Raw genomic sequence first — 16,604 nt, 5'->3', positions numbered from 1 at the left:
ATTACCTTAATAAATTCAAACATTCGAAAATGATGAAGGCGCCAATTAAATAAAGTCTTGCATTCAATGCGCCACGCCGTTGCTCATCACTTGGTGGTATTGCTTGTCGCCGACTGAGCACTTTTATTAAAAGGGGCCACAAAAAATAGAGCAGGGTATAAAAAACCCCATGGATGAGTAATAAAGGCCATTTGAATTGCTGAATCAACTGACGAAAATGGTTCAATGAATCAATATTTTTTAACAAAAAAGGCGTAATACAGAGGATGAAAATCACTAGCAAAATCACTTGAATTACTACTATAATTGAAGGCTTAAGGAATTTTTTTAACATAAGGATAGCTCCTGATGAGAACTGAATTGACCCTTGGTAAAGTACTGTGGAACAGTACTCGTATTACACTGAGGTTGCTGCTGACAATCATTAGTGCCCTTCTTGAAATTGGCTCTGAATCTAAACATCCAGTATGTGGAGCCGCAGAAGCACACGCACGCAGAGAACGAGGCACCATCACATCCGATGAATTTTATAAAGCAACCAATCGAGATTAGTTTTCTATTCATGGTTATATCCTTAAAGGACCAGAGACAATCTTAGCCCCCGTTTTAGCAACTGTTGCGGCCGTTTCAGCAACTCCATTTGAATGATCTTTGGATGTATCGATTAATCCTGCCAAACCAGCCCCCGCATCCCCACCAAAATGACTGGATAACTTAAAGAGCAATATTGGAGCTGCATAATAGAAAAGTACGGCCATATTACGCATCGCAGATACGAGGTCACTTTCTCCTAAGGGATCAACAACCGCTCGTTCTAAAAACCCTACGTAATGCCAAATGCATTGCACAAAAATCGCCATGACAAATAAACCGCAAAGACTACCCAAGGCACGAGGGCTATAGCCACTTAATGCAAGAACCAAAGGGGTAAAAATGATGAGAAAAAAGGTGAAAAATGCATGCATCACCGGCAGGGTCTGCATGGTTGCTTCTCTTTTCAAAGGGGTAGCCGTATAGGATTTAACAGATTGACCGATATTAACCAGTCCACGAGAGAGAACAGTCCCCATACTGCTGTTCGTTGGGTCCATCAGTGCTTCTGAGCTTTTTGCCTGTAAATCACGATTGTCTTGTATTAAAACTTTTGCAATGTAGTCTTGCGGGGTTAAATCAGAACTCCAGGCTAATTTATGTTTTAATTTGTAATCAAAAACCCGTTGACTCACGTCCATTTTGCCAATGTGTTTGTCGAAATAACTCGCCTTTTCGGAGGCTTGTACTAAATCAGATTGAATTTGATCCCACCACTGATTGCACGTAGGGTATCCATTAGTAGGCTTATGCTCGTTTACCGTAGCATCATCTTTAGCAGCATTTTCAAAATTGGGATTTGGGTATTGAGAATAGGAAAACCCTGCAACAGGCTCTCTTGCCCTTAATTTTCCATAATAATACGTTCGAAATGTTTTCGATCCCATCCAATTCAGGTCGTCTTCCCCACCATGACTCTTTAATATTCTTTTTATTTCTGCTTTTTCAGCATCACTTCTGGGTTCATTCAAATAACTGCTGCGCGCTTCTAAAAAACACTGTCGATGAAACTGTAGTGCCTGTGCACGCAGCTCATGAGGAATATAAGTTGAGATTAAATCCCCTTGGATGGAATGAAGGCTGTCAGTACATCCAGTGACTTTCATGATCCCATAAGTAAAACTGGAAAACAGGTTCTGCAAAATGGCAAATCCAATAGGCATTTTGACCCTATCGGTTAAGACATCCGCAAACGTTTCATCATAGGTGGTTCCTGAGTCTTTAATATGCGACTCACTCACCTCGGCCCCTTTTTTAATAGTGCACATCGGCTTAAAAGATAAGCCTTTTTGCTCTAATGGAACGCAGGGGTAAACAAATATCCCGCAAATTAAAAAAGTAACAGCCAGCTCATATAAGAAACTGTTCAATGCGTGTTCTGCGGCATGATGAGTAGATCCAGCTGGCGCTAATACGTTTTTGAGATAACGATGCCCCACCATCAAAAAACCAAGATATAAAAGCCCTGTTTGCCATAATGCATCAAACAGCACATCATACTGCTGCCAACCAAGATAGGTGGTATAAAGAGCTAACGGACTAAATACGATCATGACCTTACTCCTTTGTATCGCTGTTACGATAAACCGCACCGTTTTTAACTAAATCTTCTTCATGAGTCGTATCAGGCATTCCTTTTGCTAAATCATGGGTACGCAAGTCCATAATAAGATTTAAGGTTTGGGTCATCATTTTTTTACGAACGTCACTTTCAAACGACAGTGAATGAATTTCTTTATCCAGTTTATTTAGTGCAGATGTGACCATGACTTGGGCTGGTTTTAAGTGTTGTACTTCTTGTATTTGCATGCCTGCTTGCAGAAGGTGGCGGAGCATAATGGCTTCATCCATTAAATTTTGAATGGCAATCTCTTCACCCAACTTAGATACCGTCATGATTTGTTGTTCGCGTGGCATACGCTGGATCGCAGTAATAATTTCATCGGTGATGACTACATTAGAAGCGCTGATTTTTCGTAAATTTTCTTCTGTTAAAGGCCACTCCTTATCCACTAACTTCCATACGGCCGCACTGACATTACTGACACAAGTAGCGCTGCTCGCACTCTTAGGACAGCTTTGTAATAAAGTCGATAAACCAATGCCGGCTTGCACGTCTTTATCGCTTGCATTTTTTTTATGAGTTATTTGAATATCGCCCAAGACCATTACCGCCCAATGTGCAGCCTTTTTAGGATCTGGCCAAATCTGAACGAAATGATTGTTCTTCAAATTGTCATTGGAGGCTGCTGTTACATCATCCAGTGCGCGTGATGAGCCTCCTGATGGTGTCAACAACACGTTATAGCCGGCGATTACGACATCATTAATTACCTTAATGGATACTTGGTTGCTTCCACCTGAGTTTCCAGCAGCACGATGCACCCAGGGCAGTCCATACTCTTCACCCTTATTGGCAATGTCTTTAGCCGTTTTGGTGACGTCGACTGCTTCACCCTTTCTGGCTCGTTGCGCGGCGTCCAACCAGCCTTGAGAATCAGAAACAGACAACATACCATTGATGGGCGAGTTACCTTCTTCAAGTGCGCGTTTTGTTGCCTGGCAATCCGCCACGCGCATAGCAAATTCATTTTGCCCACCCGCAGCTGCGTTTTGTAACATATTATAAAGACCAGGCATGGATTGTTGCAGTTTGTACAGAGGAAAGCCTACAACTGACCCTTTTAAATTATCAATTACAGTCGCGGGCATCCCATTGACCGTGCTTTTTAAATCTTGCAACGTATTGGTAATTGAAACCACGGAGTTAAATAAATTACAGTTCAATCCCCCGCCATTTATATACCCACCAATAGTTATGGTCTGGTCACGATTAACAGGCGGTACAAACACGTCAGAAGAACTACCTAATTGATAGTAATATTCTGATTGGTTAGGGAAAAGCGAGCTTGCCAGCGCACCGGTACTCATCAAAACACTTAACGTTACTGCACTTAATTTCATTAGTTTATTCCTATCGTTTTTGAGGTGTACCAACATTAGGACCCCATATCAGTTTGCCTTCTTGTTTGACACAGCCTTTGTACTGACGCCACACCACAAAGACGTAATTTCCATTGCCCTTCAAATCATCTTTTTCCCGAGAATCTGATGAATCACCTGGAGTAATGTTGCGATTATTTGGATAAACCTCCTGCCAAATAATGTGCTCACGCTTTGCATCAAACACTACGTTTGCGACAACACAATGAGGACCGCAGGCATTTTTGGTAGACTGTTTCAGATGCACTCCCTTGTTCGTCACAATATCTGCCGCATGCAGAGCAGCAACTACTGACGCTTTAAAGCGTGAAGGCTGAGTTACCCGCATTAAACGAGGTATTTCCGGTCCCCATGAATTAAAAGCACTACCAATTTCATGGTTGATTAAAAGGTGTGGGTGAGTTGCCATGTAGGCAATCTCACCATTTTCAGTTCGCTCATTCACCGCATCTGCAAGACTTGAGTAATACAATTTCATAAACGAGGTTTCAGGAAGATGAGTTACCCCCTTGATTTGATACACATCGCCAGGACTACCTATCACACTGACGACACGTGTTCGGTCTTCATTGATGTGCTGGGAGGCCAGTTGCCCACTACCATCGCCAAAACCTAAAGGCATTTGCATCACCGATTTAAATGTCGATTGATAAAGTTCTAAGGCTCCTTTATTTTCATAAAGTGCATTGACCTCCATCCAGGGGTTTTCACCAGGATTGTTGGACACCGTCACCACCAAATCAGGAACAAATTGAGATATCGCAGGTCCTGGGGTTACTTTAGGTACAACACCATTGTCCAGCCAAAAACAAGTACCAATAACTCGGACGCGGCTGTTTTTAGTCAGTTGTTTTAAAACCTTGACAGCTATTTGCGGTGTTGTAATCGGATGAGGTGGCTTTGTACTTTCCATCGCCATTCCTGGCATGGAAAAAAAGACCCCACAAAGCAATAGGCTCCACTTAACCATGACGCACCTCATGATGATTCCGTGTTGCAATTAAGGCTTTATCCACTGCGTGCATTCCATAAACCACATAGGCTTTATCAATGACTATGGCCGGCAAGGATTTAAGCTCATAAAGCCTTGCTTCATTCTGACAGCGATAAAAAGCGGTTATGCGTGCATTTTGAATTTCATCCACTTGATTTGATGCCACAATTTGCCTCATGTTTTGGTTCAATTCATCGGTCATTTTGTTTAATACGTCGAGTTCACACACCTTGGCGCGCAATCCATTTAAAGCAACAGGATGCGCTGTCGTTGTAAACACCTCAATCACCTCTGCGTTGACGCTATGACTTAAGCTCATTAGACTAATCATCATAAAAGCAGTGCTCTTCCAATGCGTTGTGAGTTTTATTTTCCAGGCGCTCTGCCACGATTTCTGCCGCTTTAAGTACGTCATGTTGCTCCTCCAGAAGATGGCGCGATGCTTTTTCTGACTTTTCAGTCATGAGTAATGCCAATAAATAACGAGGTGGAATCACGCGAAATAACCCTTGATAGCGTGATCCCAGTAATACAGCTTCGGCATAAAGTCCTTTTTGGGAATCAATGTCACGAATTAGCGCTTCTTGCTCAGGCGTTAATTGCTTAAACTGCTTCACATCTGCAAGCTCTTTTTCATCCAGGCCTAACAAAATCCAGGTTTCAATGAGCGAGAGGATTTTAGTCGCCTTCTCTGAGTTCATATCCGCCACGTTCTGGGTCACAGGCACAAGCCATAACCCTAATTTTCGTGCAACCTTTGCCGCTAACAGACAACTTGAGACAATCACATCAATTTGAAATTGAAGATGCGCTTCATCAATAAATAAAAAAGTGGGTCGGTTGTCGTTTTGAGTTGCTTCCGCCATAGCTAATATTCGTGGCAATAAAGACACCATCACTAAGGCCAGTTTGCCCTTGTCGTCTTTAATCGCTGAAATATCGATATGAAAAATATCAAAATCCCCAAGTGGCTCTGTAGGCACATTAAAAAAACGTGATTTATTGCTGTTGATGACATAACTATTCAGCCTGTCGTGCATCTCTAGGATACGGTCTTTTTTGCGCGGTACCTCTTCGAGTTCAACTCGTCGTGCAAAAGCTGCTAATACATGTTCTGTCAGCATTTGCGGCACTTCATCTTTAAACGATGTCAGAACTGCATCACTTAATACCTCAATCAGCAGTGTTTCATCACTCAAGGAGAATTTTTTCTCTTCCTCTTCGTTGGCCTCAGTTATCATGGTGCGCAGTGCTAAAAGAAGCTCTGCTAAATAGCTGCGCGACTCTTCATCACAATTTAAATCATTAATCTCTGCTTTTTCAGATAAGTGAGATTGTAAATCCACCATCTTTTGCGCCAGTAATGCAGCTTTTTCTTCCGATAAATTGTCACTGATTTCGGGAATAGCCTTATAGGCTTCGCAAAAAGGATTTAAGGGAACAGCCTTGCTTTTCTTGTTGCTTAATAGCAGCTGCTTGGTTTTCTTGCCCATTGCTTGAGCGTGAACGAGCATGCGATCAAATGAATTTCCCATTTCAAACAACACAATACGCGCGTTTTTTGTGGCCATTAAGGAGTTGATCATCCAACCCGTTGCTACGGATTTTCCACCGCCAGAGTTTGCAAAAAGTGCCATATGTGAGTTCTGACTCACAAAATCGTGATGCAATACATCAAATAAAACCGGCTCGCCCAAGCGATTGAAAAAAGTAAAACACGGCAGATGTTTGGCTCCTTGATTTCGCCCATAGACCGGCAAAAGTGCAGCCAGCTCCGATGCAAATACCAAGCGGTCATAACATAAATGTTTGCGTGCAAATGAAGGGACAAAACTAAAGGGTAATCCATTGAGATAGCTGTTTAATGGATGCACATCAAAAGCCGAGCTGATTAAGGGCATCTTGGCATCGATAAATAAGGAATGCAGATCCTTTTCTATCTGCGCAAGCGTCTGTTCATCCTTTCCACGGTAATACACCGCCTGATTCACCCAAAAAAGGCGATTTCCAGTTGACAGTTCATCACGCGCAGTCTTAATGTCATTGCGAACTTCCGAGGGCTTAAGACTTATACCAATAATTCCTTTTTCGATACGCATTAAATGCGCATCAAGCGCCTCGTCACTGCTAAAGACCACCGAAAGAGTATAAATTGAGCCTTCAGGCAGTTTGTCGAGCAAGGCGTAACGATGCTTGGGATTTGCCTGGGGCTTTTCACGAGAAATTAAGCCAATCGCAGGTGCTTCTTTTAAACCATCCACATAAAGTACGCGATGCTTTATTTCATCAAAAATAAATCCCTTCTCATCACTTACCACAGGACTAAAAAATATATTTTGAGGAAAACAAAACCCGGCGGGTTTATTTCCATAAGGATAGGGGAAGCGTTGCAAAAGCTGCTCACTATCGCCTTCTGTTAAGGCTGGATTAGGATTAAACCATTTAACCCACCAGCTGTAGTACGCTTTTCCTGTTAACCGCTTTAAGGTAAGTCCTGGAGAGATGAGCTTGGCAATAATTTGTGCGCTAACGTCCTCATGTTCAAGGACTGCCTGCTCACGTGTTGTTTTAAGGTGTTGGTAACGTCTGTAAAACAACACTCGAATTCGCCTCCTTCGCCCTCGAAAGGCGGCCCCTGTTTTTGGATCTAAAAATAAGCCTTGCGGCCGTACCATTTTATTAAAGAGATCCTGCAGGCGATTCAGGTAGTCTTCTGTAAATTGGGTTTTTAAAAGTTCTGGAGCAATCGCACTTTGTATGTGTTTTAACACGGGATCTAATGAATACTCATCAGACACATACATTTGCATGACCCAAGGATCTTCTTGGTGCAATGGCACCACATTGGCAAAAGTATCGCGAATTTTACTAAATACAGCCTGTAGATGCTCAGGAGATGTGGCCTCAGCTGGAATATCACCTAACTCAAATCCACTGCCTACGCTCACTCCATCATTGAGCAAAAAAAGATTGGTCTCATCACAAAAATCAACAAAGGCCAGGCACTCAGCCAAAGAATGCTCTTGCTTGGCATATCCTTTTTTTATCGTTGCCATTTTGGGAGGGTTTTTACTGCCCTCCCCTAGTAACCAATTGACGGCCTGGCTTACTCGTTTCATTCCCAACCCCTTAATTAATAACGCTCACTGGCCAATGCAAACTGATTTTGCTTGTAGAGAAAAAATTCCGTTGTAAAGCCAGGTTTTACCAATTGCTCATCCCCAATCAGTGCCACATGCGGGTAGATGTAAATGGGTACAGCGGGATTATCCAAGGCTTTAAATAGTGCCTTGGTTTCATTCGCTGCAGTTCGTGTTTCCCCCTGATAATTCACAGGACGTCTACTTGCTGCAGTGCGTCTGTAACTGGGCGCCGACCAGCTTTGAGAAGAGCTCGCTACGCTTTGGTTATAAATCTGACTTACAGTAAGTCCTTCTTCAGGAATGTTTCCTGAGGCCACAGATGATGATGAGCACGAACTCAAAAGCCATAAGCTACTTGAGACTAAAATCATGCGTGTAATGTTGTAAATGACCATAATCCAATACCCTCCCTTGAGGTTGCTTGTCTAAGTTAATTGTTTGAGTTAAATGAAGTGACATTCGGTTTGGGCGAAATTGCTGCACAGCGCCTATACGATAAGGCACACTGGCAGGGACAAATACCATGTCAAAACTGCCTTGTATGCGTTTTTCAAGCCAGTCTCCACCCTTGGCCGTACCTTCTGAAAGCGCGCCACCTGCAGCATACGGACCAAAAGAGCCTGTAGGTGCTGCGGTTGCCCCATTAGGCCCTGCAAAATAAGTCATTTGCCATTGCGATAACGCGTTGCCTACCCCTTGCGCACCGCCCGTCGCCATCATGGCCATAAGCACGCGTGGCGCATTGGTGTAATATTTTCCGTGAATGCATGGATTACCGTAGGCGGTAGTCAGATAGCCAAGACTTTCGTTATTGACTAAATCGACTGAGTTGGACATCTGATCTTTACCCACCACCACAAAATGCCCGTCCTGAAAGGTAAATAACACCGAAGTAACATAAGCTCGTGCACAGGAAATATTATCCAGAAATGACCCCACACCAATGGCATATCCACTGATTTTCATCCCGGAAATATCAGGAGGAAGTGGCACGCCGTTAGATGCCATTAAATCCCCACGACTGATGATGGCGCTGAAAGGGAAGAGTGGTTGCATGAGCTTGCCATCAATAGGCACCTCACCAATTAATGCAGACAGCAACGTCGTATTGCCTAGATCGCTTCCTGCAGGAATGGTGTAATAAGGAATGTCCGTTTCTTTCTCCTCCTGACTAGGCATGATTTTTTTGGATTTTTTGACCACTGATTTCTGAATTTGCTTTCGCCGTGCGTTTAATTTATTCCAGTAACTGACTTCCTGTTCACTGAGCGGATGTTTCATGAGCTGATTATCAATATCATAAACGGCGCCTGGTGCAGTGAGCAGGCCATTACTTGCTATTTGTCCTAGTGGATAACGTTCACTATCACCTTGCGGTGTCTGTGATTCTTTCAATTGAGCCAGCTCTTTCTTCAATGCTTCCATGGTTTCAACCACTTCAGGAGCAAGCTCTTGACGAATGACCACCCCTCCCTCTTCTTTGGACGCGGTAAGCTCGGCATTTTTCTCTGCCAATGTTTTATTCTGTATCTCTATAGCTCGCATTTTTTGTTCGGTTTGAACAAGCCGTGCAGAGACATCACGAATGTTGTCATTAAATTGACTGCTAATGGCTTCATTTAAATTATTCGGATCAGCTTTTGATTCCGCGGCTTGCGATGGCCCACCTTTACCTGAGTTGATTAAAACAAGGGCCACCACACCCACCACAACGCCTGTTAACACCTTAAGGCTGATATTTTTTTTCATCGAACAAACTCCTGAGTTTGGGATAAAGCCTCACCAAAAGGTCTGTCAGAAACCACAAAAACGGTAGTGGTATCCGCTCTGCCACGCGATTCAAGAGTATTGGTTGGAAAAAACGTGGCTGTTTGCCAATTGCCGACCAGTTGATGGGGATCAATCACCACCCTTTTTTTAAGCTCGTTTTTTAATTCAATGGCCGTCACATACAAATCCCCACCCTGCCAAGAAATCAAAGGGCGAGCCATAATGCTGGCCCCATAGACAAGAGCAATGTTTTTATGGGTGCGCATAGCAGAACGAGCAACTCCTGGTGGGGTCACTAATAAGCGCTCTGGCGCATACAGCGATTGAATGGCAAAACGAGTTAACGACACTGGGTTCACTTCTGGTGCCTTGATTGTCGGGGCTTGGGTTGGCGCTTCTTCTTGTTCATGCTCTTCCGTAGTAGAAGGCTCCTCATCTCCTGCTGCCACAAGAACTTCAATAGGAGCAGCATCAGTCGCCTCTTTGTTTGCTGAGATACTTAAAATAATGACCTCACCAAAGGGCATAAGCTGCACCACGAGACGTTTGTTGATAATGGGCGCACGCGCATTAAGGTATAAGGCATCTTGAATCTTCATAACGCCTACGTCTTTATCAAGCTCTGAATCCACAATACTGATTGCCAGAGGAAAACGGATGAGCCGTTCTTGATTTAAGGGTAACGTAATGTGAATGGGCGTCTTATCCCACGCTACATGTTGTGCTGGTAGCTCTTGTGCGTGCGCGCTACCCACACAAAGCATCAGAAATACCATCCATCGTTTAAAGATCATGCTCTTCTCCTTTAACCTCTTGACTTAATAAGTCGGTAACCAAGACCTCGGGCTTTGTGTAGCCATCGAGCGCTAACTGAAAGGGATTAAGTAATTTAGATAAAGTTACTTTGACTACCCGTAAGTGGTAGTCCACCACTTTGTCTGCAATAACCATCGGACTTTTATCGTTTAAACGCTGGGTAATGCGTAATACCAAATGCACTTCCCAGGCATCGTGACTCAATCGTTTCACATCGCCTGGCTCTAAAAAGCGGTACAAACTGGCTACTTGGGCACGGCTAAATAACTGTGCTTTTTGATACGCGCCAAAGGTCTGCTGCACCAGTTCCTGATGGCGAGGGGTAAAATAGTAATGAAATCCTTTAAGGTTGGTTGCAAACTCCTCTTGGCCTGATTGGGACCAGGTGTTCAAAGGAGGTACCAGTGAGGTAACAAACCCATGCACGTACTCATCAGGAACCTCACCTGACTTTATGAGCCCTCCATTAGCCACCATGGCAGGAGCAAGCCAAAACTCCATTTTTTTTGGCGCAGTACCTAATACCACAATAAGTCCAGCACTTAAGAACACCAAAAGCCCGATACAAGCCAAGAGCACCCGATTAACTTGATTGAGTGCATCAATCTTTTTCCAATAGTGAAACACGAGGTCCTCCTAATCGTTTTGATGTGTGCCACAGACCGCGATGGGTCAGGTAAGGCGATTGAATCAGACCCAATTGGGCCAATTTTATTCTGATATTTTTCACTAAATATCCATGTGGTTTCCCCACTTTCAAACGCGATACAGGTTTTGGCATGAGACTCACCGCTACAATAAAACCCAGAACCAATCCTAAGCATCCGAAGGCACCTGGCCAACCAAGAAAAAAACCAATAAAGGTAGAAACACAACACGCCACACTGGTTGTTATCACCACAAGAACTAAGAGCTCGCGCAAAGTAAGCCCCTTATAAGCAGGGAAATCATGAGATAAATGGCGGCTTGATGGAGTAGTCATACACTACCTCTTAAAGTTTAAAGTTAGTGATGATGGTGTACCCTAAATAACCCGTTGCTATGCTGATGACCAGGTATATAATCCCCATCACCGCAAAGTTGGCAAATACCGCCATAGAGCCCCCTTCGTGTTTTTTGGCTTCCTCTATGCCGTGAGACACCGTGGCAATAAATTTGGTAAACATCACCACAGAGACAATAAATAACAAAATCATCAAGCCCTGCTTGACTACATTCGATAACACGGTCATCGCACTTTTATTGCCTGACGTCATGTCATCCGATGCGGCTACTTTGGGAAACCAGCCACTGTCTGCAAAAAGAGCGGGTGCATAGCTAAGATGCATTAAGACAATTCCTGCCTTTAACGCCCAACGATTCATTTTTGTTGCATCAATCATTTCTAACTTCCTTTTGTTGTTAATAAACCTATAAATAGAGTCAGTGCTATAAGCAGTCGCACGGTTCTTGAACCAAGCGTTGCTAAATAAATCTCTGAGGCTTTTGCATCCTCACTCATGAAATGCACAATCGACCAAAGAATGGCTAAAATCACACACATCAAAGCCACAAACCGAATAATTCCACTGTAGGACAAGGCCTGTTGTCCCCCCGCTTCATTAAATGCTTTTGCAAAATCAGTGGCTGTTTCTTTCAACATGGCTATTTCCCTACAAAGTCAAAAGCCAGAGGCTTAACTGTTTTAGGTTCAATGGCAGGCTTGTTGATGTAGTCAATCAACGCATCACGAATAGCCACTAAATCATCGCGAACCCCAGGGCGCGTCTTTTGATCGGGTCCTTCAAAAGCATGAATGTGCAATTGAGTGCGCGAGTTAGGCTCTATTTCGTCCTGCGCTTCGTCTAGCAAAGGCAATGTTGCATTGATTTGATTTATTACCCGCACCAGCGTTTTATTAAGCTCGGCTTGGCTGCTGAAACTCATCGCGCTGAACAGCATTAACCCCAATCCCAACATCATTTTTTTCATCATTTCTCCTTATAAATATTTCTTAAATCGACTGGATGTCACACTCACCACAAGGCTGAGTAACACGCTTAACGTTACAAAAATGGGTGAAGGAGGTAATGCGTGCGGAAGTGCCAGCCAAAGACCTAAAACCCAAAACACTGTTTTTCGCGCAAAAGGAATTGATTTGTGAAACACATACGTTGATTCGCGCCCCAATGAGGCAGTACGAATGGCGCGTTGATTCAGTCCATCCACTAGCCCTGCAGTAACGGCTAATAGAAATAAGGGTATGGCTGTAATTAGAATCGCAAGCTTTATCAGTAAGAGATGTCCTGTTGCACTTAATAAAAGCCAAAATTGTTGTGCCTTTAGCCACAGATCATTAAAAAGTTGTATTAGTTCAGGAGCCATTGGCACATCCTTTTGATGAGCTAGAGCACCCATATGTTTTTGCGCAGCCTGAGTCAATTTTCCTCCGGCGTTTTGTGCGCTGAGCACCATACGCGCAGATTGGGCCTGGAAATTTGTGCTAACACATTCATTGAGCCACTTGACAAATGAGGCATCGCTAAATTCACGAACAACCAAAGTCTGCATCAGCGCAAGACGCTGCACTTTTTTATACGTTGGCTCAAAGCCCTCATTAATCCAGGAGATTAAAGTCCAACCAATTAGAATCATCCAGCCTAAAAAGGTAATGCAAATCCAGCTCATCATCACACGCGTAATCCGAGACGATTTTTTAATGGGTCTTTGCTTGTTCGCTACTGCCATACAACCCCCACATCATAGACAAAGGGATAATGGGATGCGTCACAAAGGATAGCTAATTCATCAATATCAACAGGCGCTAATGGCAGACCAGCCAATTCGATTAACTCATGTAACGCGGTACTTGTTGCCACATTAGTGACGAAACCTATCGCATGAAGTTTTTGCAATTGACTGGCATGCTTTTTTAGCCAGGATCTGGATAAGGCATCATCACCCACGACAAAGAGCGGGTGCGATAACAGATTTTGCTTCATCGTATGAGTAGTCACAGGTCCTGCTTTTATATGACTGGATACAGGCAAAGGAAATTTTTCTGAGTCAGGATGCTCAGTATGTTTTTCGCGCTGCGTCTGATCGGATTCCAAATATGGGGCAGCTTCAATGACAGGCATCTCAAGAGCAATGACCTTAAGTGCATAGCAAGTCGTTATCAAACACCAGAAGATGAAAAAACACAGAGTACGCATTTTAAAAGGCTCCCAAATCAACAAGGCTTGATGCACCATGTCGCGCTAATAACAATAATGGAGTGACTTTTTTGGTCACGGTGAGCGATTCAAAATTCAAATCACCATGATTGAGTGAAATAGTCCCAGCAGTCACTAATTCGTGCGGGATTTGATTTTGATTGGCCCATTGTTGAATGGCTAAATCATCAGCGCCCAGAATCATCAGATGCAAACGCGTATTCGGACTGGTATTAATGGCATCGATTAACGCCAAAAGGATTGTTTTAATGGCATCATCTGTTTTTATAAATAAAAACAACGTATCGCCTTCGTTTAAAATTATGGGTTTATAGGCTGTTGGCGAAAAGACAGAAGCATCAAACTCACCCACTACAGGCACATTGGCAAACAGCTGGTTGTATGCCTTATAAAAAGCATTATTCCAGGCAATGTTTTTAGATACCTTTTGTGCTTCCATTTGCGCTGAGAGCTCTGCAAAATGAGACCGCTCGGCCTCATTTCTGGCATTAATTCCTAAAACATCAATCGGTGTTTGTCTTAATCCTTTATAATAAATGGCACTTCGATTTTGCATTAGAAACACGTAACGTTTTTCTTCATCTTCAGTGAGTCCCCATACTCGCGCGTCATGCAATTGCAACGGTGTTAGTTTTAAGGCGTTCATGTCCTGATCTGAAGTAATGTCGTCTTCATTCACTGACAGACCTGTTTTAGCCAATGTTTTATCCGTAGCTGCAAGCGCACTAGCATTGGTGTGATGCATCGCAATCCCTGGGATAGTTAACTCAGCACTGGCACTTGTACTTAAGGCCAAAAGGCTTAATATCAGTGTTTTTTTAGCCATGACGTGCACCTCTCTCCTAACCCACATGCTCATGGGTAACCAAAACCCGCTCAGATTGAGCATTTTCAAGCTCAAGGCGTTGTTTGCTGTAATCCACACTGACAACCTTCCAGCCGGCTAATGCATCCCCTTTTTCCAAAGGAATTGTTTTATAGTCATAGGTCACGCTGGCAACAGGAACCTGCTGAATACTGTCAATGCTCACAATTGCAAAAGGTAGGCTTTTCAGCGGCAGATATTTAATAGGAGATTTTTTATCATCCAGGTGCGTCACAACTTCTTTGATGGAATGAAGCTCTTGACCCAATGCATTTTGCGTGTGTGTTAACGTTTCAGTGAGCTGCTTGCTGTCGGCTTCGCGTAATTGATCCAGTCGACTTGATAGTTGCGCGATTTGTTGCGTGATGGCTTTTAGATTAACTTCGGGTAAAGGTTTGTTTACGTTTTCTGACAAAGTTTTTAATTGAGATTGAAACTCGTTTAAACGAGAGAGAACAAGCGAGCTTGAAGTTTGTTCCGGCGCAAGTGTTGGCTCATTATGAATAGTGGCAACCCCAAGCGCTGTGGATGCACCCATGACGAGAACTAGAGTTGAGAAAAACAGTACTTTGCGCTCTGGGAGTACCCATAGATTTTTGATTGATGCAATGGCGTTTATTTTCATGCTTTTTTTCCTTGAGAACGAGTTACTACTTGGGCGTATTGCGGTTTTAATTTAAAATTAATCGTGCGATGAAGTGGGTCTTGAATGAGTGAAAACACTTGCTGGCCGACTAATACTTCCAGCCCATCGCGCACTGTTAATGGACCAAGGTTTCTATCAACTTGCGGCAAAGGTTGCTGCATGATGTCTTTAAGCGCCTGGTTTTGTACCGCTCCATCTACCAAGGAGTACCCTGAATACTGCATCCAATGAGTTAGTGCCTCACCAACGGTATGAATTTGCTGGGGAAAATGAATTTGTTGCACGGTCAATAAGGGATTAATCTGGGAGATTAAAGGCTTATTTTCCACCGTGGCGTATCGGTTTACCTGGGTGAGATTGGCAGCGCCGACCGAGCTGGCGCACAAGATTAAAAACAAAACAATTTTTACATTTTTTAACTTATTTAGTGTTTTCAAGGTAAAAGATCCCCGTGACGCATTAAAAAGCGCTTTTTTTAATTCTGTTGATTGTTTATCTGCCAATGCAAAACACATTGGCAGTCCATTAGACTTACCTTAGAAAATGCCGGCCAAAGTCCTCACTATCCCCTGCTCTAAAGCAGGTCTTGCGTCTTTGAAGGACAGGTTCACCTTATCAGCATTGGATACTACTCGGGTGCGATAACGCTGATAATTGGTTTGTTTGCTGGATGTTTGATAAGTACCTGATGCTGTCCCATTCTCAAGAGCTGAATTAAAATGCTCTTGCACCCTTACCCCTTTTCCAACGCGCTCAGAAATTTGAACATCCGTCACTACGGTGTAATTGACGTCTTTTACTAGCGAATCGGCAGCTAATCCGACAAGACCGCCTGCAATGCCGCCACCCATCACTGTATTGGAGTTACCAAATGAACCCAAGGCAGCACCAGTAGCAGCCCCTGCTAGCGCGGAGCCATAACCGCCTCCGAGTGCATTCTGAGAAGCTGAGCGACTCATTTTGCCAACTTTGAGGACGTTAGCCTGAATCATGTAGTGGGCTTGCGAGGGATTATTCACTTCCCGATAGCCACGCTCAGCTAATGCTTGTACGAGAGGTTTCTCAAGAGTTAAATTTTCTTCTGAGGTGTTTTTAACAGAGACAAAAACTGTTTTTTGTGATGGTGAAACCGGATCAAGAAATATTGTTTTACTTAATTTGGTATTCGCCTCTAAAGTATGGTGCTCTAGTGCCGTTTGGGTGGCTGCGCACCCAACTAATGTTAATGCAGCACATACTAGTGCTGAGTATTGGATTGCTGCATTCATTTTTGTTATTTTCATTATTATCCTTTTAAATTATTGTTGTTTTTTGCTCTCAATTAACAGCTTGACTGGTGTTTTCAGTAAAGTGTTTAGGATTTATTAAACAAATCCCCTGCTCTTTTTCTTCTGCTTTAACTTTTAGATAAATTTCCTCACGGTACACTGAAATCGATTTTGGTGCATTAATGCCTAGCCGTACTTGATTCCCTTTGATACCTAAGATCGTGATGTTGACATCATCTCCAATTATCATAGTTTCACTAATTCGCCTGGTTAGAATTAACATTTATTTTTCC

General features: G+C 43.3%; 22 protein-coding genes. 1 reads left to right on the top strand and 21 read right to left on the bottom strand.

The genetic code is table 11. The features are described 5' to 3' along the window. Position 1 precedes the first annotated feature (1 nt). Positions 2-334, bottom strand: coding sequence for a hypothetical protein (locus tag LDG_RS18675; protein WP_006872207.1), 333 nt, complete (start codon positions 332-334; stop codon positions 2-4). 14 nt (positions 335-348) lie between these two features. Between LDG_RS18675 and LDG_RS14650 the strand changes: the two genes are divergently transcribed. After that, positions 349-552: a hypothetical protein gene (locus LDG_RS14650; protein ID WP_040536093.1), complete on the top strand. Its 204-nt coding sequence runs from the start codon at positions 349-351 to the stop codon at positions 550-552. A gap of 14 nt (positions 553-566) precedes the next feature. On the opposite strand, the gene LDG_RS14645 is transcribed toward LDG_RS14650, so the two are convergent. From LDG_RS14645 to csrA, 20 genes are read right to left on the bottom strand one after another with little or no spacing between them, the layout of a single operon-like run. After that, positions 567-2,144, bottom strand: a complete 1,578-nt coding sequence (locus LDG_RS14645; protein ID WP_006872205.1) for a conjugal transfer protein TraG N-terminal domain-containing protein — start codon at positions 2,142-2,144, stop codon at positions 567-569. A gap of 4 nt (positions 2,145-2,148) precedes the next feature. Further along, positions 2,149-3,555: an integrating conjugative element protein gene (locus tag LDG_RS14640; protein ID WP_006872204.1), complete on the bottom strand. Its 1,407-nt coding sequence runs from the start codon at positions 3,553-3,555 to the stop codon at positions 2,149-2,151. Between the two features lie 10 nt (positions 3,556-3,565). Then, positions 3,566-4,564, bottom strand: coding sequence for a TIGR03756 family integrating conjugative element protein (locus LDG_RS14635; RefSeq protein WP_006872203.1), 999 nt, complete (start codon positions 4,562-4,564; stop codon positions 3,566-3,568). Beyond that, on the bottom strand, positions 4,557-4,922 hold the full coding sequence (locus LDG_RS14630; RefSeq protein ID WP_040536092.1) for a DUF1525 domain-containing protein: 366 nt from the start codon (positions 4,920-4,922) through the stop codon (positions 4,557-4,559). Before LDG_RS14630 ends, LDG_RS14635 begins: the two co-directional genes overlap by 8 nt. After that, entirely contained in the window at positions 4,912-7,707 is a 2,796-nt protein-coding gene (locus LDG_RS14625) for a conjugative transfer ATPase (protein WP_006872201.1), read from the bottom strand. The genes LDG_RS14630 and LDG_RS14625 overlap by 11 nt, the downstream gene beginning before the upstream one ends. A 14-nt stretch (positions 7,708-7,721) precedes the next feature. Then, complete coding sequence (locus tag LDG_RS14620) at positions 7,722-8,126, bottom strand: TIGR03751 family conjugal transfer lipoprotein (protein ID WP_040536091.1); 405 nt, start codon at positions 8,124-8,126, stop codon at positions 7,722-7,724. Then, positions 8,083-9,480, bottom strand: coding sequence for a TIGR03752 family integrating conjugative element protein (locus LDG_RS14615; protein WP_006872199.1), 1,398 nt, complete (start codon positions 9,478-9,480; stop codon positions 8,083-8,085). Before LDG_RS14615 ends, LDG_RS14620 begins: the two co-directional genes overlap by 44 nt. Continuing rightward, the gene (locus tag LDG_RS14610) at positions 9,477-10,295 is read right to left on the bottom strand and encodes a TIGR03749 family integrating conjugative element protein (RefSeq protein WP_006872198.1); all 819 of its coding nucleotides are present in this window, start codon (positions 10,293-10,295) and stop codon (positions 9,477-9,479) included. Before LDG_RS14610 ends, LDG_RS14615 begins: the two co-directional genes overlap by 4 nt. Next, entirely contained in the window at positions 10,285-10,944 is a 660-nt protein-coding gene (locus tag LDG_RS14605) for a DUF2895 family protein (RefSeq protein WP_006872197.1), read from the bottom strand. The genes LDG_RS14610 and LDG_RS14605 overlap by 11 nt, the downstream gene beginning before the upstream one ends. Further along, positions 10,919-11,299, bottom strand: a complete 381-nt coding sequence (locus LDG_RS14600) for a TIGR03750 family conjugal transfer protein (RefSeq protein WP_006872196.1) — start codon at positions 11,297-11,299, stop codon at positions 10,919-10,921. Before LDG_RS14600 ends, LDG_RS14605 begins: the two co-directional genes overlap by 26 nt. Before the next feature lie 10 nt (positions 11,300-11,309). Continuing rightward, the gene (locus LDG_RS14595; protein WP_006872195.1) at positions 11,310-11,699 is read right to left on the bottom strand and encodes a hypothetical protein; all 390 of its coding nucleotides are present in this window, start codon (positions 11,697-11,699) and stop codon (positions 11,310-11,312) included. 2 nt (positions 11,700-11,701) lie between these two features. Continuing rightward, a complete protein-coding gene (locus tag LDG_RS14590) occupies positions 11,702-11,959 on the bottom strand; it encodes a hypothetical protein (RefSeq protein WP_006872194.1) in 258 nt (85 codons plus the stop codon). A 2-nt stretch (positions 11,960-11,961) separates the two neighbouring features. Beyond that, entirely contained in the window at positions 11,962-12,288 is a 327-nt protein-coding gene (locus LDG_RS14585) for a hypothetical protein (RefSeq protein ID WP_006872193.1), read from the bottom strand. Between the two features lie 9 nt (positions 12,289-12,297). Next, the gene (locus LDG_RS14580) at positions 12,298-13,044 is read right to left on the bottom strand and encodes a DUF4400 domain-containing protein (RefSeq protein WP_050805581.1); all 747 of its coding nucleotides are present in this window, start codon (positions 13,042-13,044) and stop codon (positions 12,298-12,300) included. Next, positions 13,035-13,511: a PFL_4695 family integrating conjugative element protein gene (locus LDG_RS18670; RefSeq protein ID WP_050805580.1), complete on the bottom strand. Its 477-nt coding sequence runs from the start codon at positions 13,509-13,511 to the stop codon at positions 13,035-13,037. Before LDG_RS18670 ends, LDG_RS14580 begins: the two co-directional genes overlap by 10 nt. A 1-nt stretch (position 13,512) precedes the next feature. Then, positions 13,513-14,358, bottom strand: a complete 846-nt coding sequence (locus tag LDG_RS14570) for a TIGR03759 family integrating conjugative element protein (RefSeq protein ID WP_040536090.1) — start codon at positions 14,356-14,358, stop codon at positions 13,513-13,515. A 16-nt stretch (positions 14,359-14,374) separates the two neighbouring features. Beyond that, a complete protein-coding gene (locus LDG_RS14565) occupies positions 14,375-15,022 on the bottom strand; it encodes a hypothetical protein (protein ID WP_006872189.1) in 648 nt (215 codons plus the stop codon). Beyond that, positions 15,019-15,558, bottom strand: a complete 540-nt coding sequence (gene pilL2 / locus LDG_RS14560) for a PFGI-1 class ICE element type IV pilus protein PilL2 (protein WP_083821483.1) — start codon at positions 15,556-15,558, stop codon at positions 15,019-15,021. Before pilL2 ends, LDG_RS14565 begins: the two co-directional genes overlap by 4 nt. A gap of 21 nt (positions 15,559-15,579) precedes the next feature. Next, on the bottom strand, positions 15,580-16,326 hold the full coding sequence (locus tag LDG_RS14555; protein ID WP_006872186.1) for a complement resistance protein TraT: 747 nt from the start codon (positions 16,324-16,326) through the stop codon (positions 15,580-15,582). Between the two features lie 34 nt (positions 16,327-16,360). Beyond that, a complete protein-coding gene (gene csrA, locus LDG_RS14550; RefSeq protein ID WP_006872185.1) occupies positions 16,361-16,594 on the bottom strand; it encodes a carbon storage regulator CsrA in 234 nt (77 codons plus the stop codon). Positions 16,595-16,604: the final 10 nt, after the last annotated feature.

It is taken from the genome of Legionella drancourtii LLAP12, assembly GCF_000162755.2.
Lineage (GTDB): Bacteria > Pseudomonadota > Gammaproteobacteria > Legionellales > Legionellaceae > Legionella > Legionella drancourtii.
This window is presented reverse-complemented; position numbering and strand designations above follow the sequence as displayed.